Annotated in this window: 24 protein-coding genes and 2 pseudogenes; 22 read left to right on the top strand and 4 right to left on the bottom strand. The window is 62.2% G+C overall.

What is annotated here, in order from left to right; all coding sequences use genetic code 11:
* Positions 1-115: 115 nt before the first annotated feature.
* Positions 116-460, top strand: a complete 345-nt coding sequence (locus ACFDAU_RS08070) for a DUF2958 domain-containing protein (RefSeq protein ID WP_413439451.1) — start codon at positions 116-118, stop codon at positions 458-460.
* Between the two features lie 409 nt (positions 461-869).
* On the opposite strand, the gene ACFDAU_RS08065 is transcribed toward ACFDAU_RS08070, so the two are convergent.
* Positions 870-1,619 carry an SDR family oxidoreductase gene (locus ACFDAU_RS08065; RefSeq protein ID WP_413439450.1) on the bottom strand — a complete coding sequence of 250 codons (750 nt, stop codon included), beginning with the start codon at positions 1,617-1,619 and terminating at the stop codon, positions 870-872.
* 100 nt (positions 1,620-1,719) lie between these two features.
* Here ACFDAU_RS08065 and ACFDAU_RS08060 point away from each other — a divergent pair, with 100 nt between their 5' ends.
* Together ACFDAU_RS08060 and ACFDAU_RS08055 are read left to right on the top strand one after the other, a co-directional pair.
* Positions 1,720-2,094 (top strand): winged helix-turn-helix transcriptional regulator, encoded by a 375-nt coding sequence (locus tag ACFDAU_RS08060; protein WP_413439449.1) that lies wholly within the window; start codon positions 1,720-1,722, stop codon positions 2,092-2,094.
* A gap of 383 nt (positions 2,095-2,477) precedes the next feature.
* Positions 2,478-2,825, top strand: coding sequence for a DUF2958 domain-containing protein (locus ACFDAU_RS08055; protein ID WP_413439448.1), 348 nt, complete (start codon positions 2,478-2,480; stop codon positions 2,823-2,825).
* 41 nt (positions 2,826-2,866) lie between these two features.
* On the opposite strand, the gene ACFDAU_RS08050 is transcribed toward ACFDAU_RS08055, so the two are convergent.
* Positions 2,867-3,154: a helix-turn-helix domain-containing protein gene (locus tag ACFDAU_RS08050; RefSeq protein WP_413439447.1), complete on the bottom strand. Its 288-nt coding sequence runs from the start codon at positions 3,152-3,154 to the stop codon at positions 2,867-2,869.
* 303 nt (positions 3,155-3,457) lie between these two features.
* Here ACFDAU_RS08050 and ACFDAU_RS08045 point away from each other — a divergent pair, with 303 nt between their 5' ends.
* The 12 genes and pseudogenes from ACFDAU_RS08045 to ACFDAU_RS07990 form a co-directional block, all read left to right on the top strand.
* Positions 3,458-3,805, top strand: a complete 348-nt coding sequence (locus ACFDAU_RS08045) for a DUF2958 domain-containing protein (protein ID WP_413439446.1) — start codon at positions 3,458-3,460, stop codon at positions 3,803-3,805.
* Positions 3,806-4,017: 212 nt separating this feature from the next.
* Positions 4,018-4,764 carry a DUF2285 domain-containing protein gene (locus ACFDAU_RS08040; RefSeq protein ID WP_413439445.1) on the top strand — a complete coding sequence of 249 codons (747 nt, stop codon included), beginning with the start codon at positions 4,018-4,020 and terminating at the stop codon, positions 4,762-4,764.
* A gap of 134 nt (positions 4,765-4,898) precedes the next feature.
* Positions 4,899-5,186: a helix-turn-helix domain-containing protein gene (locus tag ACFDAU_RS08035; protein WP_413439444.1), complete on the top strand. Its 288-nt coding sequence runs from the start codon at positions 4,899-4,901 to the stop codon at positions 5,184-5,186.
* A 22-nt stretch (positions 5,187-5,208) separates the two neighbouring features.
* Positions 5,209-6,090, top strand: a complete 882-nt coding sequence (locus tag ACFDAU_RS08030; RefSeq protein ID WP_413439443.1) for a replication initiator protein A — start codon at positions 5,209-5,211, stop codon at positions 6,088-6,090.
* Positions 6,091-6,295: 205 nt separating this feature from the next.
* Complete coding sequence (gene parA / locus ACFDAU_RS08025) at positions 6,296-6,934, top strand: ParA family partition ATPase (protein ID WP_413439442.1); 639 nt, start codon at positions 6,296-6,298, stop codon at positions 6,932-6,934.
* Positions 6,931-7,176 carry a chromosome partitioning protein ParB gene (locus ACFDAU_RS08020; RefSeq protein ID WP_413439441.1) on the top strand — a complete coding sequence of 82 codons (246 nt, stop codon included), beginning with the start codon at positions 6,931-6,933 and terminating at the stop codon, positions 7,174-7,176. Before parA ends, ACFDAU_RS08020 begins: the two co-directional genes overlap by 4 nt.
* Positions 7,173-7,706 (top strand): DUF2840 domain-containing protein, encoded by a 534-nt coding sequence (locus tag ACFDAU_RS08015; protein WP_413439440.1) that lies wholly within the window; start codon positions 7,173-7,175, stop codon positions 7,704-7,706. Before ACFDAU_RS08020 ends, ACFDAU_RS08015 begins: the two co-directional genes overlap by 4 nt.
* Complete coding sequence (locus ACFDAU_RS08010) at positions 7,703-8,221, top strand: S26 family signal peptidase (RefSeq protein ID WP_413439439.1); 519 nt, start codon at positions 7,703-7,705, stop codon at positions 8,219-8,221. Before ACFDAU_RS08015 ends, ACFDAU_RS08010 begins: the two co-directional genes overlap by 4 nt.
* 319 nt (positions 8,222-8,540) lie before the next feature.
* On the top strand, positions 8,541-10,490 hold the full coding sequence (locus ACFDAU_RS08005) for a DUF3363 domain-containing protein (protein WP_413439438.1): 1,950 nt from the start codon (positions 8,541-8,543) through the stop codon (positions 10,488-10,490).
* Between the two features lie 75 nt (positions 10,491-10,565).
* Positions 10,566-11,174, top strand: a complete 609-nt coding sequence (locus ACFDAU_RS08000; protein ID WP_413439437.1) for a TetR/AcrR family transcriptional regulator — start codon at positions 10,566-10,568, stop codon at positions 11,172-11,174.
* A gap of 52 nt (positions 11,175-11,226) precedes the next feature.
* Entirely contained in the window at positions 11,227-12,672 is a 1,446-nt protein-coding gene (locus ACFDAU_RS07995; RefSeq protein ID WP_413439436.1) for an MFS transporter, read from the top strand.
* Between the two features lie 27 nt (positions 12,673-12,699).
* Positions 12,700-13,181 (top strand): annotated as a pseudogene (locus ACFDAU_RS07990) (LysR family transcriptional regulator); the annotation flags it as partial.
* A 17-nt stretch (positions 13,182-13,198) separates the two neighbouring features.
* On the opposite strand, the gene ACFDAU_RS07985 reads toward ACFDAU_RS07990, so the two are convergent.
* Positions 13,199-13,585 carry an ArsR/SmtB family transcription factor gene (locus tag ACFDAU_RS07985; RefSeq protein ID WP_413439435.1) on the bottom strand — a complete coding sequence of 129 codons (387 nt, stop codon included), beginning with the start codon at positions 13,583-13,585 and terminating at the stop codon, positions 13,199-13,201.
* Between the two features lie 74 nt (positions 13,586-13,659).
* Here ACFDAU_RS07985 and ACFDAU_RS07980 point away from each other — a divergent pair, with 74 nt between their 5' ends.
* The 3 genes and pseudogenes from ACFDAU_RS07980 to ACFDAU_RS07970 all read left to right on the top strand — a co-directional run.
* Positions 13,660-14,904 carry an MFS transporter gene (locus tag ACFDAU_RS07980; protein ID WP_413439434.1) on the top strand — a complete coding sequence of 415 codons (1,245 nt, stop codon included), beginning with the start codon at positions 13,660-13,662 and terminating at the stop codon, positions 14,902-14,904.
* Positions 14,905-14,968: 64 nt separating this feature from the next.
* Positions 14,969-15,874, top strand: a complete 906-nt coding sequence (locus tag ACFDAU_RS07975; protein ID WP_413439433.1) for a LysR family transcriptional regulator — start codon at positions 14,969-14,971, stop codon at positions 15,872-15,874.
* A 126-nt stretch (positions 15,875-16,000) separates the two neighbouring features.
* Positions 16,001-16,545: pseudogene (locus tag ACFDAU_RS07970) on the top strand (DUF3363 domain-containing protein); the annotation flags it as partial.
* A gap of 21 nt (positions 16,546-16,566) precedes the next feature.
* On the opposite strand, the gene ACFDAU_RS07965 reads toward ACFDAU_RS07970, so the two are convergent.
* Complete coding sequence (locus tag ACFDAU_RS07965) at positions 16,567-17,481, bottom strand: LysR family transcriptional regulator (RefSeq protein WP_413439432.1); 915 nt, start codon at positions 17,479-17,481, stop codon at positions 16,567-16,569.
* Positions 17,482-17,621: 140 nt separating this feature from the next.
* Between ACFDAU_RS07965 and ACFDAU_RS07960 the strand changes: the two genes are divergently transcribed.
* The 4 genes from ACFDAU_RS07960 to ACFDAU_RS07945 all read left to right on the top strand — a co-directional run bounded on the left by ACFDAU_RS07960 (position 17,622) and on the right by ACFDAU_RS07945 (position 21,363).
* Positions 17,622-18,809 carry an MFS transporter gene (locus tag ACFDAU_RS07960; protein ID WP_413439431.1) on the top strand — a complete coding sequence of 396 codons (1,188 nt, stop codon included), beginning with the start codon at positions 17,622-17,624 and terminating at the stop codon, positions 18,807-18,809.
* A gap of 16 nt (positions 18,810-18,825) precedes the next feature.
* The gene (locus tag ACFDAU_RS07955) at positions 18,826-19,860 is read left to right on the top strand and encodes an EthD domain-containing protein (RefSeq protein ID WP_413439430.1); all 1,035 of its coding nucleotides are present in this window, start codon (positions 18,826-18,828) and stop codon (positions 19,858-19,860) included.
* 314 nt (positions 19,861-20,174) lie between these two features.
* On the top strand, positions 20,175-21,080 hold the full coding sequence (locus ACFDAU_RS07950) for a LysR family transcriptional regulator (protein ID WP_413439429.1): 906 nt from the start codon (positions 20,175-20,177) through the stop codon (positions 21,078-21,080).
* Positions 21,081-21,117: 37 nt separating this feature from the next.
* A complete protein-coding gene (locus ACFDAU_RS07945) occupies positions 21,118-21,363 on the top strand; it encodes an EexN family lipoprotein (protein ID WP_413439428.1) in 246 nt (81 codons plus the stop codon).
* Positions 21,364-21,511: the final 148 nt, after the last annotated feature.

Here is a 21,511-nt window from a genome sequence, read left to right as displayed (position 1 = left end):
TCAACCCCCGGCCCGCGCCGGCTTCGCCCGTGTTGGGGGTATGACGGCCGCGCTTTGCGCGTGCGCCCGGATCGCAGCGCTCCGATCGGGAGCGTCCATTCAAGGAATTGCGATCATGAACCTCATCACCGAAACACAGCGCGCGCAATTGCTGGCCAACGGCCGGCAATCCCTCGACAACGACGACCTCGACCCACCACCCGTGGTCAGGCTGTTCACACCTGACGCGGGCGCGACCTGGCTGCTCACCGAGATTGACCCGGACGACCACGACCATGCCTTCGGCCTGTGCGACCTGGGGCAGGGTTTCCCGGAGCTGGGCTATGTGAGCCTGGCCGAGCTGCAATCGGTGCGTGGTCGTCTCGGTCTTCCGGTCGAGCGGGATTTGCACTTCATTGCAACGAAGGCGATCAGTGCCTATGCGCGTGAAGCGCGGCTCGCGGAGCGCATCGTGACATAGCCGTCACGCGGGCGCTGCCGCTGGGCAGCGCCCTTTACTCGCTTATTTTCCCTTCTGGGCCTGGATGAAGGCCAGCTCGCGCTGCACGCGCTCGATGACCGCGAAATCGTTCCATGCTGGCCAGCCAATCGCATGCAGTTGACTGGCAGCACCGTGCCCTTATGCAAAGCTTTACATAAGGGCACTACTGCCGCAGATGGAGGACTTCGCGGTCACGTGCCCGCTCGTCCCGAGTGCATCACACCTCATATCCGGTTTTTGTTCATCGCCCCGCAGCTTCGGATTGAGCTTCCTTGAGACCCCGTCTCGCGACGACGCCCTTGTCCTTGCCTTCGGCTCTGCGAAAACCTGGCCATCGGACTTACACCGATGAAGTAACGCGCCATGCCCGGCGCACACGTCTGTCTGCTCACAGGTTGCCCACGCCGCCATCAACCTGTAGTTCCGTGCCAACGACAAAACTGGACTCGTCAGAAGCCAGGAATACGGCCGCCTTGGCCAATTCCCACGGCGTGCCCATGCGGCCGATAGGAACGAGGTCTTTGATCTGCCCTCGCAAGGCTTCCTCCTGTTGCGGCGGCAGGCCCAGCTTGCCCAGCGCAGCCGTCTCGGTCGGACCTGGACTCAAGCCATTGACTCGGATGCCGCGTGACCATAGTTCACCCGATAGGGTGCGTGCCAGGGAGAGCAACCCCGCCTTGCTCGCGGCATAGGCGCTGCTTTGCGGTAGGCCGATGTGCGCACTGACCGAGCCGCACAGGATCACGGACGACGGATTCGCCAGCAAGGGCAACAAGGACTGGACAAGGAAGAACGGGCCCTTGAGGTTGATGCCCATGAGCCGGTCGTAAGCGGCTTCGTCCCAATCCTGCAACGGGCGGTGGGTTACGTCGCCAGCGTTCGCATACAGCACATCGAGGCGCGGCCACTGCTGCGCAATCCGTTCCGCCAGCGCGCGCTGACCGGCGATGTCGCCGGCATCGCTCTGGAGCAACAGCACCGAGTCGCCCAGTTCCCGGCCCGCAGCCGCCAGGGCGGCTTCGCTGCGTCCGGTGATCGCTACCGTGGCACCTTCTGCCAAGAACTGGCGCGCGGTTTCCAGGCCGATGCCGCTGGTGCCTCCCGTGATAAGTGCGTATTTGTCTTGAAGTCGTGACATGCCGTGCTCTCCTGAAAAAGTCGAAAGAGGAATTGTCCAATTAATAGTATACTTTGCATAGTAGGCACCTTATGGGTACTAAAGGAGGAAATTGATAGCTATGACAGTTCTAAAGAAAACGCGGCTGCAAGTAATTTCTGCTGAAATCCGCCCCACCGAACGCTGCCCGATGGTGGACTTCGTGAACCTGATCTCAGGCAAGTGGGCCATCCCCATTCTGTACCGGCTGATCGTCATTGATGCACCCGTGCGCTTCAGCGATCTTCAGCGAGCAGTGGCACCGATCACGCAGAAAGAACTTACCCGGCAACTGCGCCTGTTCGAACAACGAGGGCTGGTTTGCCGCACGGTCTACGCCGAAGTACCGCCACGGGTGGAATATGAAGTTACCGAGTTGGGCAAGACGTTGCGGGCCACATTGGATTCCCTGGCCGGCTGGATGCGGGTCCATGGGGATCGGTTGGTGCGCGAGTGAAGCGACTCCATAGGCATCCGAACCACTCCAAGCCCTGGTTATCGGCAGGGTCAGAACCGGGTGGCGTGCGTCCCCTATGATACCGGGTCGCGCTGTCGTGCTGCGCAACGAGCCGCCCATGGCGTCTCATCCCTTCGGCTTCCATCGTTCCCTCTCTGCGGTCTGCTGACGCCTGCGCACCGCGCTTGCCGAGTCCAGTGTATTGGTGTGGATGGGCTGGCTTGCTGTTCCCTTCAACGTACCACGGCGTTCTCGCCGTCAAGGTCTGCGCGTGCTTTGCACGCTGGCGTCCTGCGGCCGTCTTTGAACCCTGACGGCTGCGCTGCGCCGCGCTTCTCGCGGTCTCGGGCAATCCCGCCCCGAATTCCTCCAAGGAGAAGACCATGACGAAGCTCATCACCGACGAACAACACGCGCAGTTGCTGGCCAACGGCAGGCGCACCATCGAAGACGGCAACTACGACCCACCGCCCGTGGTCAAGCTATTCACGCCCGACGCGGGTGCGACCTGGTTGCTCACCGAGATTGACCCGCACGACCACGACCATGCCTTCGGACTCTGCGACCTGGGGCAGGGTTTCCCAGAGTTGGGGTATGTGAGCCTGACCGAGCTGCAATCGGTGCGTGGCCGTCTCGGCCTTCCGGTCGAGCGGGATCTGCACTTCATTGCGACGAAGGCGATTAGCGCCTATGCGCGTGAAGCGCGGTTGGCGGAGCGCATCGTGACGTAGCCGTCACGCGGGCGCTGCCGCTCGGCAGCGTCCTTTCTCGCCTATTTGCCTTTCTGGGCCTGTATGGCGGCCAGCTCGCGCTGCACGCGCTCGATGACTGCACCCACCCCCTTGCTGTCGCCGCCATAGGCCAGCGTCAGCAGCGTGAGCGGATGCACGTCCATGACCTCGCACAGCTCGGCGACCTTGCTCAAGGTCGGGCTTTTCAGGCCACGTTCGAGCGAACTCATGTACGTGCGGCTCGACACGTCCGAGAAAGCTTCCTGGCTGAGGCCACGGGCTTTTCTGACTGTCTTGAGCGCCGCAGGGAATGAGTTCTTCAATGTCATCAAATCGTTTCATGCAAAACGACGATGACACCTGATAGCGCCCTATAGGACTACAATCTATAGTGTTCATTTTTAGTCTTCCCTGCTTGAACTTGTTGCGGGCGTGTCTATGCTAAAAACCGCTTTTACTGAAATCATGGCTTCTGTATCTACGCATTCGTCGATTCGTACCTCCACGGATTCAGTGGAATCCGCTTTGGCGATTTGGCGCAGAAGCGCACTTTCACAGTCACGCTTTGGCGCATCAGCACGTTTGCGCAAAACTAACGCCCCGTTGATCTCGGCCGATTCGAGGCAGCGACCATGAAACCACTCATCACCGACGATCACCGCGCCCAACTGTTGGACAACGGCACCGCCGCCGCGCGCGGCGAGAAGCGCGACCCGCTGCCAGTCGTCAAGCTGTTCACCCTGGACGCGCACGCAACCTGGCTGTTGACCGAACTCGATCCCGACGATGGCGACACCGCCTTCGGCCTGATCGACCTCGGTATTGGCACGCCGGAACTCGGCCACGTGCGACTCTCCGTCCTTGAAGGCATTCGCGGGCCACGGAACTTGGCCGTTGCACGCGATCTGCATTTCACGCCAAGGCAGCGACTGTCTGAATACGCTCGGCTGGCTCGGGCCGACGGATCGATCAACGATTGATCGATCCCTGTTGGCCCGCCGCTGGCGGGCCACTCCATGCGATGCCGCAACGGTTCGCATTACGTCTTCTTGGGTCTGGGTCCAGACCTTTTTTGTATTGATCGCTACTCAGTACAGCAACGGCGCAACGCTGTCGCAAATAGTGCGAATGCCCGGCCCGTTGTCGGCCACCTTGTCGATTGATTTCCTTCCATCCGAGAGGAGGTTTCGCCATGGCTGATTCGAACGCCGTTCACTGGCATCCAAGCGCTGCATACCTGTACGTCCTACATCTGGACGGCCCCGCGCTGGCTTGGGAATACCTGCGGCGCAACCCGGAATACCACCGCGCCTGGCAACGCCACCGGCGCCGTCCGCAGCACGAGGCGCTTCGCTGGGGCTTGCGCCTGCTGGAAGACCCCACGCGCGATGCACGCGACGCGTACCCCGACTGGTTCCCTGATCCATCCTCGGTAATCCAGGTCTATCCCGATGCCGATCCCACGGCCGATGCGCTGCTGTTCCAGCTCTGGCGCTTCCCCGGCCGCAAGCACCTGATGCACGACGGCAAGCGCCTGGTGCTAACCACTCAGCTTGTCAATCGCATACTGCGCATGGCGATATCTCCCGCACTGGAAGACGGCATGGCTTACGTCTATGCCGTCCGCGCCGGTTGCCAGCTTCGCGAGCGCTGGTGCGCAATCGAAGCCAAGCTGGCGATGCTCGACGCCGCCACCGCACGCCACACCGCGATCGCCACGGACCGACCAGGCCGCACGTCAATGCTCCACATGCGCACCCTGCAGGCGCTCGACGGCACGCTGGCCGGTGCTTCGCAGCGCGGCGTGGCCGAAGTGTTGTTCGGCATCACCGCCGTCGCCGAGCGCTGGTACGACGACGGCGATCTGCGCGCCCAGGTTCGCCGCCTAATCCGGCGCGGGCAAACGCTCATGGGTGGTGGATACCACCGCCTACTCTAACTCGGCAGGGCCGCACAGGGACGTTAGCGCGGCGACGCAAAACGCCCCTGCGCAGAACGCCTGACTTTCCCGAGACTGCTTCCATCCGGCGGCGATTGCTTCGTCGGCGATCTTGACCGATGGAGACCCATGCCATGAGACCCGCACCGTTACGGCCGTATCCCGCACCCACTGCCACCCAGCAGCCTGCTCAATCCGCGCAGCCAGCGCGTTACCTGACCAACGACGAAGCCGCCGCATTCCTGCGGCTGTCGCCGCGCACGCTGGAAAAACAGCGCGTGATCGGCGGCGGGCCGCGCTTCCGCAAGTTTGGTCGGCGCGTGATGTACGCCATCGTCGACCTCGAAACCTGGGCCGATGCGCGCAGCTTTGAGATGACGTCCGACCCCGAGTACACCGCGCGCCGTCCCGGCGTGCGCTGATCGGCGATGAACACCGTCACTGATGACCATCGGGCACGACCCGCAGCGCGAGCAGCTCGAACTGTTCCATGCCTTCTCCGGCGAGCTGCCAGCACGCGATGCGCAAGACCTGATGGCCTACCCGTTCTTTTCGCTGGCCAAGAGCAAGCGCACGGTGCCGATCGACTTCCGCACCAACAGCGTGACGGTGCGGGTCGAGGGCACGGCCGAGCATGGCCTGGCAACCATCTGGGATGCCGACATCCTGATCTGGGCGGCCAGCCAGATCGTCGAGGCGCGCGACGCGGGGATTCGCTCATCGCGGCTGATGGCGGCCACGCCCTACGAAATCCTGCGCTTCATCGGCCGTGGCACATCGCTGCGCGACTACCAGCGCCTCAAGGCTGCGTTGGACCGCTTGCAATCCACCAGCGTGGCCACGTCCATCCGTCAGCACAATGCGCGGCGTCTGCACCGCTTCTCGTGGATCAACGAGTGGAAGGAGCGCGTGGACGGCCAGGGCCGACCGCAGGGCATCGAACTGATCCTGCCGGACTGGTTCTATGCCGGCGTGCTCGACGAGAGCCTGGTGCTGACCATCGACGCCAACTACTTCCGCCTGACCGGCGGCATCGAGCGCTGGCTGTACCGCCTGGTGCGCAAGCACGGCGGCTGGCAGCGCGACGGCTGGCGCTTCGATTTCCCGCACCTGCACCGCAAGTCCGGCAGCCTGGCGCGCTTCACCGACTTTGCCTACGACCTGCGTTGCATCGTGGCACGTCAGCCATTGCCGGGCTACACGCTTGCCGTCCTGCGACCAAGGCATGGCCCGGAAGTGCTGACCTTCCGCGCCGTGCCGTCCACGGCACCGCTGCGGCCCGGTGGCAGCTTCGGTGCCGGTGCAGTGCCTGTGGAAAAGCGGTGAATCCGCTCGTGCTATCGGGAGTGGGAATCCTCGTGCTATCAGGAGTAACCGTCTCGTGCTATCAGGAGTACGGATCGACCGAAAAGCCTTTTGCGGCGCGGGTTTCGGCGTCTCCTAACTTAGGTTCTAACTTTGAATCTATAAAACTAACGATAAGAAGACCCCGCGCGCTGTGGATAAACCGGCGCGCCGGAGGCAGCGCAACATGATCATCGCGCTGTTGAACCAGAAAGGTGGGGTCGGCAAGACCACCCTCGCCACGCACATCGCCGGTGAGCTGGCGCTGCAAGGCAGCTCGGTGATCCTGCTCGATGCCGATCCCCAGGGCTCAGCGTTGGACTGGACACAACGCCGCAGCCAGAACGGCTTGCCCAGGCTGTTCGGCGCTGTCGGTCTGTCCAGGGAAACCCTGCATCAGGAAGCGCCAGAACTCGCCAGACGCTGCGATCACATCGTGATCGACGGCCCGCCCCGGATAGCCGCCCTCGCCCGCTCCGCGCTGCTCGCGGCTGACTTGGTGCTGATCCCGGTTCAGCCCAGTCCCTACGACGTGTGGGCCAGCGCCGAGATGGTGGCGCTGATCCGCGAAGCGCAGGTGTTCCGGCCCGCGCTACGCGCGGCCTTCATCATCAACCGGCGCGTCAGCACCACGGTGATCGGACGCGAGGCTCGCAGCGCACTCGCCGATCAACCGCTGCCATCGCTACTCTCGGAAGTTCGGCAGCGCATCGTGTTTGCCGACAGCGTGGCCAGAGGTCAGCTCGCGCGCGAACTCGACGTGGGCAGCATTGCTGCACGCGAGATCGCGGCGCTCACCGATGAAGTCTTGAGGATGGCGCGATGAAGAACGGCAAACGCGTCGCCATCGGCGCGCGTCCGCCCGCCAACCCGCACGCGGACGCCTGGGTGCGCCAAGGCGACGGTGCAGACATCGGCAAGACCGATCTCTACACCGCCCGGCTGACCATCGACGTGACGCCGGCGCTGCGCGCCCGCATCAAGGTCGCAGCCTTCACACGCGGCATCACGGTTGCCGAGATGCTGCGCGATCTGTTGGAACACGAATTTCCGGAAAAACAACCATGAATGTGCTCCAACAGACCACGAATGAGAGGTCGCCCACACCTCGCCCCGTGCTATCAAGCGTCACGAACGACACGCCGCTGACGCGCGTGTCGCTGGCGTTCGCCGAACACCGGATCAACGTCTACCTACGCTTCGGTCATCCGGTTTGTGAACTGCGGCTGGATCGCTGGCGGCGCTGCGCGATCTTCACACCAGCGGCTGTGTTCTGCCGCGTGCGATGGGAGTCCAATGACTACGGCACGACGCGCTGGCAGCTTCTGGTGTTGCAGGCGTGTACGCCGCTTGATGCGGTACAGCGCATCGCAGGCATCCAGCCGGGCGCGCGTCTGCTGCTGTGCGCCGAGGGCGAACGGCAGGTGCAGTCAGTGCTGCCACAGATCGATACCATCGAAGCACTCGGCGTCGATCCGGTAGCGGTGTCGCCCGCGTATTGGCGCACGCTGGGCAATCGACTATTCGCACGCCTACCGCTGCCGGTCTATACCAGCGAGCGGCATGCCGCTTACCTTGCTGGCGAGGTGCTGCGATGAACACCCGTCGCCTGCTGGTCGTGCTGTTCACCGGCCTCGGCGTTGCTGCGCTCGCCTGGCCGTCGATGCACACACCCGTTGCCCGCATCGTCTACAACCCCAGCGACAGCGTACCGCCTGGCTGGTACCGCATCGGCCCGCCCTACTCGCTGCACGTCGACAGCATCGTGCTCGCCCGGCTTCCGGCAGACGCCGCTGCGCTGGCTGCGCAGCGTGGCTACCTGCCTGAGCACATCCCGCTGCTCAAGCGCATCGGCGCGATGTCGCCGCAGCAGGTGTGCATCGAGAAGCACATCGTTCGCATCGACGGCGTGGCGGTTGCCACCGCATTGAAAGCAGATCGACGAGGCCGATTGCTGCCCATCTGGCAACAATGCCGACGGCTTCACGACGGCGAGCTGTTCTTGCTTAGCGTGACCAACCCGGCGTCATTCGACAGCCGCTACTTCGGCCCTGTGTCTGTCGCAGCCGTGATCGGCAGCGCGCAGCCGTTATGGACCTGGGGTACGCCATGAACGTGCAGCGCGGCATGCCAATCTTCACGCAGTCCCACTGCACTTCGCTTGCACCACAGCCTGCGGCTACGGTGCTTCACCCGTGCAGACGATCGCAGCCCGCCCGTCGGAGCCGGTCGCGCCGGCGATCGGGAAAGACGGAGGGCAAGATAAAAGGACGCGGCACTTCGGCGCGTCGAAAGCCTTGTCTGCACGTGGGTTGGCGCGGCACGCGCTTTGGGTGGCGCTGTGCCGCAGACGACGCAAAGTTCGCACCCGCATTGATCGAATGGCGTGCTTCGCCCGCTGGGCCTAGCCGTGCTGCGCTGGAGTTCTTGCCATGAGCAACCAGGACGATGACCGTTTCCGCGTGCGCCCCGGCGCACCGAAGAACCGTCAGCAGAAGTTCATTTCCCAGGTGTTGAAGGAGGTCAGCAAGGCTGGGGGGAAGTCGGTACGCAAGTCGGGAGCGCGGCCTGGCGCACGCCTTGGGCGGGGGCATGTGGCCGCGCGTTTTACCGGCCGCTCGGCACAGCCGGGCTCACGGCGCGTCACGATCAAGACCCGGCTGGTGAATCTCAAGCGAGCCGGATCGCGCTCGACCACCACGCACCTGCGCTACATTGAGCGCGAGGGTGTCGGCCGCGATGGCGAACCGGGTCAAGCTTACGGGCTGACGACAGACAGCGTTGACTTGGCGGCATTCGAGGAACGTGGCAAGGCAGACCGCCATCAGTTCCGCTTCATCGTCTCGCCGGAGGACGCCGAGCAGCTCGACGATCTGCGCCGCTATACCCGCCACCTGATGAGCCGCATGGAAGCCGATTTGGGAACGAACCTGGATTGGGTGGCGGTGAACCACTGGAACACCGACAACCCGCACACCCACGTCGTGCTGCGCGGCAAGGACGACACCGGCAAGGACTTGATCATTGCCCGCGACTACATCGCCCAAGGGATGCGCGAACGGGCCTCCGAACTGGCGACCGAATGGCTGGGGCCGCGCACCGAACTGGAGATCCAGCAGAGTCTGCGGCGGGAGGTCGATCAGGAGCGCTGGACCAGCCTGGACCGCACGCTGCAACGCGAAGCCCAAGGTGGGTTGGTCCACATCAATCAACCCGCCGATGACCCATGGCACAGACAGCAGCGCGTGTTGCTGGTCGGACGGCTGCAACGCTTGCAGCGCATGGGGCTGGCGCACGAGTCATCGCCCGGCGTGTGGGCCGTCCAAGCCGAGGCCGAACAGGTTCTGCGGACGATGGGCGAGCGTGGCGACATCGTGCGCACCATGCAGCGAGCCATGAACGGTGTGCCGCGTGACTTGGCGGTGTTCGAGCCAGGCGAGAACGCTCGCCCGGTAGTCGGTCGGGTAGCAGCCAAAGGCATGGCCGACGAGTTGTACGACCGAGGCTATCTGGTAATCGATGGCATCGACGGCAAGGCGCACTACGTTGCCCTGAATGCCAAGGTGGAGTTGGAGCAGTACCCGGTGGGGTCCGTGGTGGAGGCACGCGGGTCGGCCGAGATTCGCGCGGCCGACAAGAACATCGCCGCACTCGCGGTCGATGGCGTGTACCGCACCGACCACCACCTGACGATAGCCAAGGTTCAGGCCACGCCTGAGCGCGACCCCAACGAGGTAGTCAATGCCCATGTGCGCCGGTTGGAAGCATTGCGTCGGACGGGCATCGTCGAGCGGGTGGCCGAAGGAGTGTGGCGGGTACCGACGGACTTGCCCGAACAAGGTCGCCAGTACGACGCGCAGCGGCTGGGCGGCGTAGCCGTGGAACTGCGTTCACACTTGCCTATTGAGCGGCAGACTCGCGTGATCGGCGCAACCTGGTTGGACCAGCAGTTGATCGGCGGCGCCAGCGGCATATCGGACAACGGGTTCGGCGGCGAAGTACGCGATGCGCTACGGCAGCGCGCCGACTTTCTGGTCGATCAGGGACTAGCAAAGCGAAACGGGCAGCGGGTGATCCTAGCGCGCAACTTGTTGGCGACGCTGCGCGGCCGGGAGGTCGCAGCGGCTGCTCATGGCATCGCTGCTGAAACCGGGTTGACGCATCGGGTGGTGACTGATGGTGAGCGAGTCAGCGGCGTGTACCGGCGCAGTGTGATGTTGGCCAGCGGCCGGTTCGCCATGCTCGACGACAGCATAGGGTTCAGCCTTGTACCGTGGCGACCGATGATCGAGCAGCGGCTGGGGCAGACCATGACAGCCGTAGTGCGTGGCGGCGTGGTGTCATGGGAATTCGGGCGGCAGCGAGGACCTTCTATTGGTTGAGGACTGATCTGGCCTTTGAATTTGCTTGCTCCATCAAGCTCATTGTATTTGGAACTGAATGGTTTATAATGAGCCATGAATTCAAAGAACGTTTATCCCACGAGCCCCGGTCGCCCACGCGAGTTCGACATCGATGATGCCGTACGAGATGCACTTGCCGTGTTCCAGGCACGCGGTTATCACGCAGCGTCTCTCGTCGATCTGATTGAGGGAACTGGGCTTGTGCGCGGCAGCCTCTATAAGGCGTTCACCGACAAGCATGCGATCTTCCTGGCAGCCTTGGACCGGTACACATCCGAGGGGCTGAATCGGCTGCGCGGCGACCTCAACAAAGGTTCGGCCCGTGAGGCGATACAGGCGACGCTGCGCTACTACGCCCGTTTGTCATCGGCGCTGGAGGGGCAGCGTGGGTGTGTCGTCACGGCCGCGGCCACGGAATTACTTCCCGGCGATGAGGAGGTGCGCCAACGGGTGGCCCGGATGTTCGAATCGATGCGCGCGCTGCTGGCGGACACCATACGTCGAGGACAAGCCACGGGCGAAATCAGCAATGCGCACTCACCTGATGCATTTGCTCGCTTTTTGCTATGCACCATTGAGGGCATGCGCGTACTCGGTAAGCTTGGCCCAAACGCAAAAGAAATGACAGAGGTAGCAGCCATTGCCATGCGGATGCTTGGCTGAGCCTTTTTTTTAGCTAATTAGGAACTGATTAGTTCCTATATTGGAGAGGTATATGAACAATACGCCAAGTGCAGCGCCCCAAACCGCGGCAGCCGATGCGCCTGATCCACGTCGCTGGGGAGCCCTGGTGGTCCTGTTGGCGGGAACGTTCCTGCCGCCCCTGGACTTCTTCATCGTCAACGTTGCGCTACCTTCGATTCGCGCGGATATGAACACCGACGCAGCCGCCGTACAACTCGTCATTTCTGGATATGCGGCGGCCTATGCCGTTCTGCTCATCCTGGGTGGACGCCTCGGCGATCTCTATGGCCGCCGTCGAGTCTTCGTAGCTGGACTGCTCGGATTTGCCGCATCCTCCGCATTGTGCGGCTTCGCCTGGTCGCCCACCGTGCTCATTGTTGGTCGTGTGTTGCAGGGCTGCACCGCAGCCATTATGGCGCCGCAATCCTTAGCGTCGATCCACGCTCTGTTTCCCGCCAAGGAAAAGGCACGGGCCTTGGGTTTTTACGGTGCGACCTTCGGTTTAGCTTCGGTGGCGGGCCAAATGCTGGGCGGCGCGCTGATCGCTGCGAACCCCTTGGGCCTGGGTTGGCGCAGCGTGTTTCTGGTCAACCTGCCAGTCGTTGCCATCACGGTTCCTGTGGCTCTTGCTCTATTGCGCGAAAGCCAAGCCCGCCAGTCGTCACGACTTGATCTCATCGGCGCGGTCTTACTGGCAGTCGCACTTAGCGCCTTGGTTGTGCCGCTGATTGAGGGACGGGAGCGAGGGTGGCCGATATGGGCCATCGTGCTCTTGATCGCCTTTCTCCCACTCATGCGCCTGTTCTGGCGGCATGAGCAGCATGTGGTTCATCGGGGTGGCGATCCGCTTGTGGTACCAGCGCTATTGAACGTTCCTGGTTTGTGGAGGGGGCTGGCGGCCACGCTGTTCTTCTACGCCTTGGCGGCGTTCTTTATGACGTTTTCCGTTTACGAGCAGGCGGGTTTGGGCCGCGCTCCGCTCAATGCCGGGTTAGCGATTCTGCCGCTCGCTATTGGCTTCCTGCTCGGACCGCTTACCAGTCCTTGGTTCAGTCGACGATTCGGCAACAAGACTTCGGCTGTCGGGATGCTATTGGAGGCAACCGGCCTGCTCGGGGTTGCCGCCGTGGTGGTGTTTATCCTACCGAGCGCAATGTCCCCAGCGTTGTTCTTGATTGGTCTTGGGCAAGGCATCGCGTTGCCGACTTTGGTCCGCGCTGTGGTCGACCGGGTTGAAAACCGCTGGGCAGGACTGGCCGCTGGGCTTGTCAACTCCGTACTGCAAATCAGTGCGGCGCTGGCTGTCGCGCTCATCGGCGGGTTATTCTACGCGGTGCTTGGGGCGCGATCCGATACGGCGGCAATTGAGCATGCCTTTGCCATCTCCACTGTCGCTATCGGCGCCGCGCTAGTTGTGGCTGCGTTCTTGATTAGCAGTGTGCGACAGCCCGCACAAGCCGTGGTTTCTGAACCATAAGTTGCGGACGTACCTTGAGGCTATCTGATGGAACTGCGGCATTTACGTTACTTTCTCGCTGTAGTTGAGGAACTCCACTTTGCGTGGGCCGCCGAGCGTCTGCATATCGAGCAGTCGCCGTTGTCTCGGGCCATCAAGGAACTGGAATACGACCTGGGTGTGCAGTTGTTCGAGCGCACCACGCGCAGCACACGCCTGACCTGGCCCGGCAAGGTCTTCCTGGAAGATGTGCGCCGCATCTTCGCCACCATTGACCAGGCCAAGACCAATATTAAAGCCGCAGCAACTGGTTATTGCGGCAGCCTGCGGAATGCGCTTTCCGATGGCAGTGCACAACTGCGGCTTGCTGCCTTGCTGACGCAATGTCGGAAGGAGTCGATATCCGCCTCTTCGAGACACCCTTCGCCCAGCAGGCGAAGGGTTTGCGCAGCGACCTGTTCGGTGCGGAATGGCCGAGGTGGGCGTGCATTATCGCTGAGCCGGTCTGCAGCAACCCGCTGGTGGTCGCCGCTCTGCCGCCAAGCTTTCAGCCTCGTTTTTTCTTCAATGATGGCGGCTTCCAATGAGCCACCAACTCCAACAAACCGGGAAAGCGTGCATTGAGGTCTTCGGTGCGTAGCCGGCTGCGGCGCTCCAGCCCGTACTGGCGCTGGCGAATCAGACCCGCCTCACGCAAAGCCTTGAAGTGATGGGTTAGCGAAGACTTGGGCCGGTCGAAGCCAAACCACCCGCACGCATGGTCGTAAGCCTCTGATTCGAGCATGAGCTTGCGAATGATCGTCAGCCTCAACGGATCGGCGAGCGCACCCATGATCGTTTCGAGACGAAGGTCCGTGGTGGCTGGTTCGGGCAGAGCCTCGGGCAGGTCGGATGGCATGTCAAAGCTGCGGTCTTTGGAATGGGATGTTGCCATGGTCCGACTATAGCATATGTACGAGTTTTATCGAACTGTGCTATTGTTCGATAAAACTCGTACAAGGAACCGTCATGACTATGCTCGACACACCGCTCACCGCCGCAGTGCTCCCAGGTACCGACACCGTCCCGCCCCCACCAGCCCGGCGCATGTGGGCAGCGGCGTGGATGGTGACGGCCGTATTCATCCTCTCGAATGCCCCGACGCCGCTGTACGTGCATTGGCAGCAGCAGCTCGGCTTTTCCGCAGGGATGCTCACGGTGATCTTCGCGACCTACATCGTCGGGCTGCTGCTCACGCTACTGGTGGCGGGACAACTGTCGGACCGATTGGGGCGCAAGCCGGTGCTCATTCCAGGACTGCTCGCAGCCATCGTTGCGTGCATTCTCTTTGCAACTGCCTCCTCCATCGTCATGCTGGGCATTGCGCGGTTGTTGACCGGCATCGCCATCGGGGTCATCGTCTCGGCCGGCATGGCGGGGGTCGTCGACATGGGGGGTGCCGAACGGAAGCGCCGTGCGTCCTTGGCAGCATCCGTCGCCATGGTGCTCGGCGCGGGTCTCGGGCCACTACTGGCCGGCACGCTGGCTCAGACCATTGAGTACCCCGTCATTCCCATCTTCTCCATCGAGCTGATCGTGCTGGTCAGCGCGTTGATCATTGCCAGCACGCTTCCCTTTCACAGACGCCCAGGCCGTGCCAGTGAGGCTAGGCATCAGCATTCGAAACTGCACCTGCCTACGGTGCCTGCACCGAACCGCCGCCACCTCGCCTTCGGTGTCGCGGTTTTCGCGCCCGGTATCACGGCAACATCGTTCGTGCTCTCGCTCGGCCCCTCGGTACTGGCAAAGCTGCTGGAAGTGCGTAGTCCGTTGATCGCCGGTAGCATGGCTTGCGCGATGTTCCTGACGGCGACCGGCGTGCAGTTCATCGTCAGCCGTCTGCACATTCGCACGATCTTCCTGTTGGGAGCGGCATCGACGATCCTGGCGATGGTGAGTTTGACGATCGCCATCCACGCCTCGGCGGCGGTGCTGCTCATCGTGGCGGCGCTGCTCGCTGGGGCGGGACAAGGCCTGGGGCAACTCGGCGGGTTAACGCTCATCGGAACCCATGTACCCGACAACCATCGGGCCGAAGCCAATGCGGTGCTCAACATTGGCGGCTACATCCCTGCAGGACTGTTGCCCGTTGCAACGGGATACCTCATCGATGCCGTAGGTCTTGAAGCTGGCGCCACTGCATTTGCCGCAGTTCTAGCCGCCACGGCGGCTCTGGCCGGCATCTTCGTTTTCAAGAAGCTCCACCGGGATTAAGACCGATGCGAGGAAGGAAGCATGGCCGATCAGGCGTTGAAACCACTTCCTTGAGGAAATGACAATGGAGTTGCGTCATCTGCGGTATTTCATCGCGGTCGCCGAAGAACTCCACTTCGCTCATGCAGCCGAGCGCCTGCATATTGAGCAGTCGCCGTTGTCTCGCGCCATCAAGGAACTGGAATACGACCTGGGTGTGCAGTTGTTCGAGCGCACCACGCGCAGTACACGCCTGACCTGGGCCGGCAAGGTCTTCCTGGAAGATGTGCGCCGCATCTTCGCCACCATTGACCAGGCTAAGGCCAGCGTGAAAGCCGCAGCAACGGGTTATCGCGGCAGTCTGCGGATTGCGCTTTCCGATGGCAGTGCACAATTGCGGCTTGCCGCCTTGCTGGCACAGTGCCGAGAGGAAGAGCCGGAGGTGGAAATCCATCTCTTCGAGATACCTTTCTCCCAACAGGTAAAGGGCCTGCGCAGCGACTTGTACGATGCGGGATTTGCCCAGTCGGCCGAGGTGGGCGAAGGCATCATTGCCGAACCGGTCTGGAGTGATCCATTCGTGATCGCGGTTCCTGCGCGGCACCCGCTGCTGGTGCATAAGCGCATCCCATTGGACGAAGCATTGCGTTATCCATTGGTGCTGTGCCATCCAGAGGCCTACGAAGGTTTCTGCCAACAGATTGAACGGTTGCTGTGCACGGTTGACGCACAACCGATTGTCGCAGATCGTGTCACCACCCTCGATCTGATGTTAACACTGGTGGCCGCGGGCTACGGCCTGGGCTTTGCCAGTGCCTCGCAGATCGCCGTATGCCGACACCCGGAAGTGATTGTACGCCCTCTGGCCGGGCGTACGCTCGTGCTGACGACCTACCTGCTGCATCCGGATGTCGAACCCTCCGGGCAGTTGAGCCGTTTCATCGACCGGGTGAGTCCTGTCGAAACTTCCGAACAGCACGGATCGACATGAGGTTCGGATTCCTTTCCCGGTCCAACGCCAGAGAGGACACGACATGAAAAAGGCGTGCATGCTGCTGATGGCCGTGATGTTGGCTGCCTGCGGACAGTCCGCACCGACGGATACGGTCGAATCACTGGTCGCCAGTACGACGCACAGCGGCTGGGCGGCGTAGCCGTGGAACTGCGTTCACACTATGTTTATTGAGCGGCAGACGCGCGTGATCGGGGCGACCTGGCTGGACCAGCATCTGATCGGCGATAGCAGCGGTATCAACGACAACGGCTTCGGCGGTGAGGTGCGCGAAGCGCTACAGCAGCGGTCGGAATTCCTGGTCGAACAGGGTCTGGCCGAGCGACGCGGACAGCACGTGATTCTGGCACGCAATCTGTTAGCGACGTTGCGCGGTCGGGAAGTCGCGGTGGCGGCGCAAGACATCGCCGCCGAAACCGGTTTAGCTCATCGCCCCGTGGCCGATGGTGAGCGCATCACCGGTGTCTACCGGAGCAGTGTGATGCTCGCGAGCGGACGCTTCGCGATGCTCGACGATGGCATGGGATTCAGTCTGGTGCCGTGGAAGCCGGTGATTGAGCAGCGGCTGGGGCAGACCATCAGCGCCGTGGTGCGGCGGCAATAGCGTTTCATGGGAGTTTACAAGGCAGCGGGGGCCGTCGATTGGCTGAGACGGTAGGGCAGTGAATCTCTCAAGCGATATCCCAAGGCGAAACTGGCAGGAATCCGGAAACCAGCTCATCCACCACCACACGCACTTTGCTCGACAGGTGCCGCGTTTGCGGCCACAGAGCATGAATCGGGAAGCCCTGAGTTTCGATCTGCGGTAATACGGCTTCTAGCCTGCCGGATTTCAAATGCTCTGCGACCAGCCAGTTGGACAGCAGCGCCAGACCATGGCCCGCCAGTGCGGCATCCAAAATGGCTTCGCTATGGTTGAACCACAGGCGTCCACGGACGGGGTGCGACAGCGGATGACCGTCGGCACCCACAAACAGCCAGGGTCTGGCTTTGCTGCCGCGCTCGAAGGTGATGCACGCATGATTGGCCAGTTCTTCCAGGTTCGTAGGGCGGCCATGTGCGTCCAAATAGGCCGGGCTAGCACAGACCACCGCGTTCTGTACTCCAAGATGCCGGGCTACCACGGTGGCTCTGTCATCCAACGGTCCGATACGAATCACGAGGTCGATCCCTTCCTCGACCATATCGACCCGCCGGTCGGTCAGGCTTACCTCAAGTTCCACCGCCGGATAGCGAGAGGCCACATCAAGCAGAACGGGCAGCACCCAGCGCCTGCCGAAGACCACAGGAAGATCGACCCGCAAGCGGCCGGTCGGCATCTGCTGGTGGGTGGTCACCGCCGACTGCGCGCCCTCCAGTTCTGCGAGGGCACGAACACAACCCTGATAGAAAGTCTGCCCCTCATTCGTCAGGCTTAAGCTGCGCGTCGTCCTGTTGAACAGCCGCACGCCCAAGTGGTCCTCCAGGCGCGCGACGCTCTTGGCGACACCGGATTTGGAAATGCCCAATCGCTCTCCCGCGAGGGTGAAACTGCCGGCGTCGGCTACCTGCACGAAGACACTAATGCCCTTGAGGTGCTCGGTCATGATCAATTTAGGGTCTCAATTGGAGAATATTAGTCAACTTTAATTGGAGTATAGACCTATTTATCTTTCAATAAATCGTCAATAAGATGGCAAGGATCATGAAGGCGCTGTCCGCGTCCTCTTAACATGGAGCACACGCCTTGCCGACGACGGTCCCCCATCCCATCTCTGAACGATCCAGCCCTCCCGTAATCCGGGGACGGGTGTTCCTGCTGGCGCTAGGCGCGGGTGTTGGGGTCGCCAACGTCTACTACATCCAGCCGGGTCTCCATCTAGTCCAACAGACGTTCGGCGCAGATGCCGATGCGGTAGGCTGGGTGCCCACGCTGACTCAGGTCGGCTATGCCCTGGGTATGCTATTACTGGCTCCGCTCGGCGACTTGATGGACCGCAAGCGCCTGATCCTGGGCAAGGCATTGCTACTGGCCCTGGCGCTGATCGCATCAGCCCTCGCGCCAACCCTGGCTTTCCTCGCCACGGCAGGAATCATCGTCGGACTGCTGAGCAGCATCGGGCAGGATTTCATCCCCATCGCGGCACAGCTCGCATCCGAGGAACACCGCGGTCGCGTGGTGGGAACGGTAACGACCGGCCTGCTCAGCGGCATCTTGCTGTCCAGGACATTGGGTGGACTGGTGGCGCAAGGCCTGGGCTGGCGGGCCATCTACTGGATCGCCGTCAGCCTGCTGCTGATCGTCGCGGTGGCGGTATGGCGTTTTCTGCCACATCTGCCGGCTGCTACGCAGGGGAACTACGGTCGGCTGCTGCGAAGTCTGGCGGCGCTTTGGCAGCAACACCGGGCCTTGCGCCGATCCGTCTCCACGCAAGCGCTGCTGGCGGCTTCGCTGGGCGCGTTCTGGTCCACGCTGGCACTAATGCTGGCGGGGCCACCTTTTCAGCTTGGTGCCGGCGTGGCGGGTGCATTCGGCCTAGCGGGTGCCGCTGGTGCGCTGGCCGCACCTCTGTTCGGCCATTTGGCCGACCGCACCGGCCCGCTTCCTGCAATCCGGCTGGGAGCCCTGCTAGTGATGCTGTCGTTTGGCGGCATGTGGTTGCTCTCCGGCTCGCTGCCAGTGCTAATCGCCGGTACCGTGTTGTTCGACCTGGGGGTCATGGCCGCTTTGGTGTCGCACCAGACCATCGTCAATGGTCTGGACCCTTCCGCGCGCAGTCGCCTGAACGCGCTGTTGATGACCGGCGCCATGTTCGGCATGGCGGCAGGTGCCTGGGCGGGTAGCTGGGCTTGGGCGCACTACGGCTGGCCAGGCATCTGCGCGGTTGGTATGGCGGTGGGTACCGGCGCCCTGGCGCGTTCGTTTTCTCGTTAATCATTCGGAGACCTTTATGACCCCATCGTTTGCACAGGAAAAACTGTTGCGTGCCCCCTATCTGCAACCCCGATCGGGCACCGACGAACCGCTGATCGTGCTGTGTTCCTTCCTGTCACGGGCCGACAACACCCCGTTGCAGGAACGTCGGCGCGGCGATGGCCATATGCTTGACGCGCAGGGCCAAGTGATCGCCGACCCGGCAGTTGATCCCGCCGCCAACGCCTTCGAGGGCAACCCCAACCTGAACTTCGAGAAATGGGGGGAATATTGGCGCAAGGTGCACGGCGTGCGCTTCACCTACGTCGAGGAGCCGGACGACCGCAGCCTAGAGCGTTTGCAACGCTATGATCAACTACATCGGGTCGCGGCGGGTCCGACGGAGAGCAGTACACCGCCTTACGCCGCTCCGATCGATGACAACGGTCGCCTGTTCCCGACCGTCATTGGGCATATAGCGCCATACCGGCGTCCTCGCTGGGACGGAATCGCCTATCTCAACTTCGCCGGCCCCGAAGACATCGCCGCCGCGCTAGCCAACAAGCGCGTGCGCTCGAAGATATTGCCGGAGGATCAAGCGATCTTCCGCGATATCGCCCCGGTACTGTCGCGCCAGTACATCCTGCTGCCCAGCGCTAGCGGCAACGATGCCATCACTTTGGTGAAGACGCATGTCCGGCGTCCTGACAGCAGCCGCGCCGAATTCCAGCGCTGGTGGTTGCAAGAGCATGCCGACACAGTGCTCGCGCAGCCGGACACACCACGTCTGGTCAAGCGTTACGTGCAGCTCCACAACATCGGTCCGACCGAGACTGGCCAACCGTTCTTCCATCCAGAAACCAGCGGGATCGACGGCGTGACGCTGATGGCGTTTGCCAGCATGAACGATCTGGAGGACTTCCTGCTAACAGATAGCCAGCGTGTGATCGCCGACAGCGAAGCGACCATGACTGCGGCAGGCTCAACCGAATACTGGACGGCGCTGGGGTTTGTGCTGGTCAACCGCATTGCGCCGGAGCAGGTATCTCGACGTACGCAGGTCGGGGCTTAACCATCACAGTGACGTACTCGTGGCGTGCGGGAAGCAATACCGACGACTTAAATTGGACCGTTTTGTGATGACCTTCGAACTAGATCCTGAGCAAGCTGATACGGCGTCATCCCTGTACGTTGCGGAATTCAACATTGGCATCGGTGCCGGCGCCTGATTGGGGAAGCGGCGCTCGTAGTCAACAGCGTCGTATCCATCTTGAAGGCAACGTTGCTACCGGAGTCATCGCGTTACTTGGGCTCACGATTCCGTGGCCATTGCGAAAACGGAGGGAATCGGCCGCGTGAAGATTCGACGCGCCGTACAGACACAGTATGGAGATCCGCCATTTGCGCTATTTCATTGCCGTAGCCGAAGAGTTGCACTTCGCGCGCGCAGCCGAGCGCCTGCATATCGAGCAGTCGCCGCTGTCCCGAGCGATCAAGGACCTGGAGTATGACTTGGGCGTGCAGTTGTTCGAGCGAACCACGCGCAGCACTCGCCTGACTTGGGCCGGACAAGTATTCCTGGACGAAGCTCACCGCGTGCTGTCCACGTTGGAACAGGCCGTGGCCAGCACTAAAGCCGCCGCCACCGGCTATCGCGGCACGCTGCGCATTGCGCTATCCGACGGTATCGCCCAGCCATGGCTTGCCGCGTTGCTAGCGCAATGTCGAGAAGAGGAACCCGATGTCGAAATCCGCCTTTTCGAGGTTCCCTTGGCGGAGCAGGCGAAAGGCCTGCGCGGCGGCATGTATGACGCTGGATTCGCCCATGCGGGCGAGGTCGGCGAAGGCATCGTCACTCAGACCGTGTGGAACGACCCACTGGTGATCGCCGTTCCGGCGCGTCATCCGCTGCTGGCGCACAAACGTATTCCATTGGCGGAATTGATCCGCTACCCGCTGGTGCTGTGCCACCCGGAGATTTGCGAAGGCTGCTACCGACAAATCGAGCGCATCTTGCGCACCGTCGATGCGGAACCTGTCGTGGCCGAACATGCGGCGACCTTCGACCTGATGATGACGCTGGTGGCCGCTGGCTACGGACTCAGCTTTGCCAACGAATCCCACATGATGATCTGCCGCCACCCGGAAGTCGTGGCTCGCCCGCTGGCGGGGCGTCCCATCATGCTGACCACCTACTTGCTACGACCCAACGCGGAACCATCCGAACCATTGAGCCGTTTCGTCGCCCGAGTGGTTGCCGCAGAGAACTCGAATTCACGTGCGGGGACATGAGATAGATGCTTGCACGCCCACATCAAAAGGAAACGACATGAAGAAAACCTGCTTGCTGCTATTGGTCTTGGCTCTGACCGCCTGCGAAAAGCCCGCACCGACGGACACCGTCGAATCACTGGTCGCCAATCCCGAACGGCTCAAGGAAGTGGAACGCCTGTGCAGGGAAGACCACGCGAAGATGGGCGATGCCCTCTGCAACGCGGCGAGCGAAGCACGCCGCCGACGCTTCATGGGCGACGGCAAAAGCAAATACACACCGCAGCCCGCGCCAAAGAACTGATCGCCTCGACATCGGAACACCACACAACGACCGGATGGCTTTGGTCGTATATGCGGCGGAATGCGCCTGCTGACCGGCATCCGTCGATAATTTTTCGGCAAATCGCGATACACGCCAAAATGCGCAGTCGTTTGCAGCGATGCGCTCT

Origin of the sequence: Sulfuriferula sp. GW1, assembly GCF_047300855.1 — a bacterium.
GTDB lineage: Bacteria > Pseudomonadota > Gammaproteobacteria > Burkholderiales > Sulfuriferulaceae > Sulfuriferula.
This window is presented reverse-complemented; position numbering and strand designations above follow the sequence as displayed.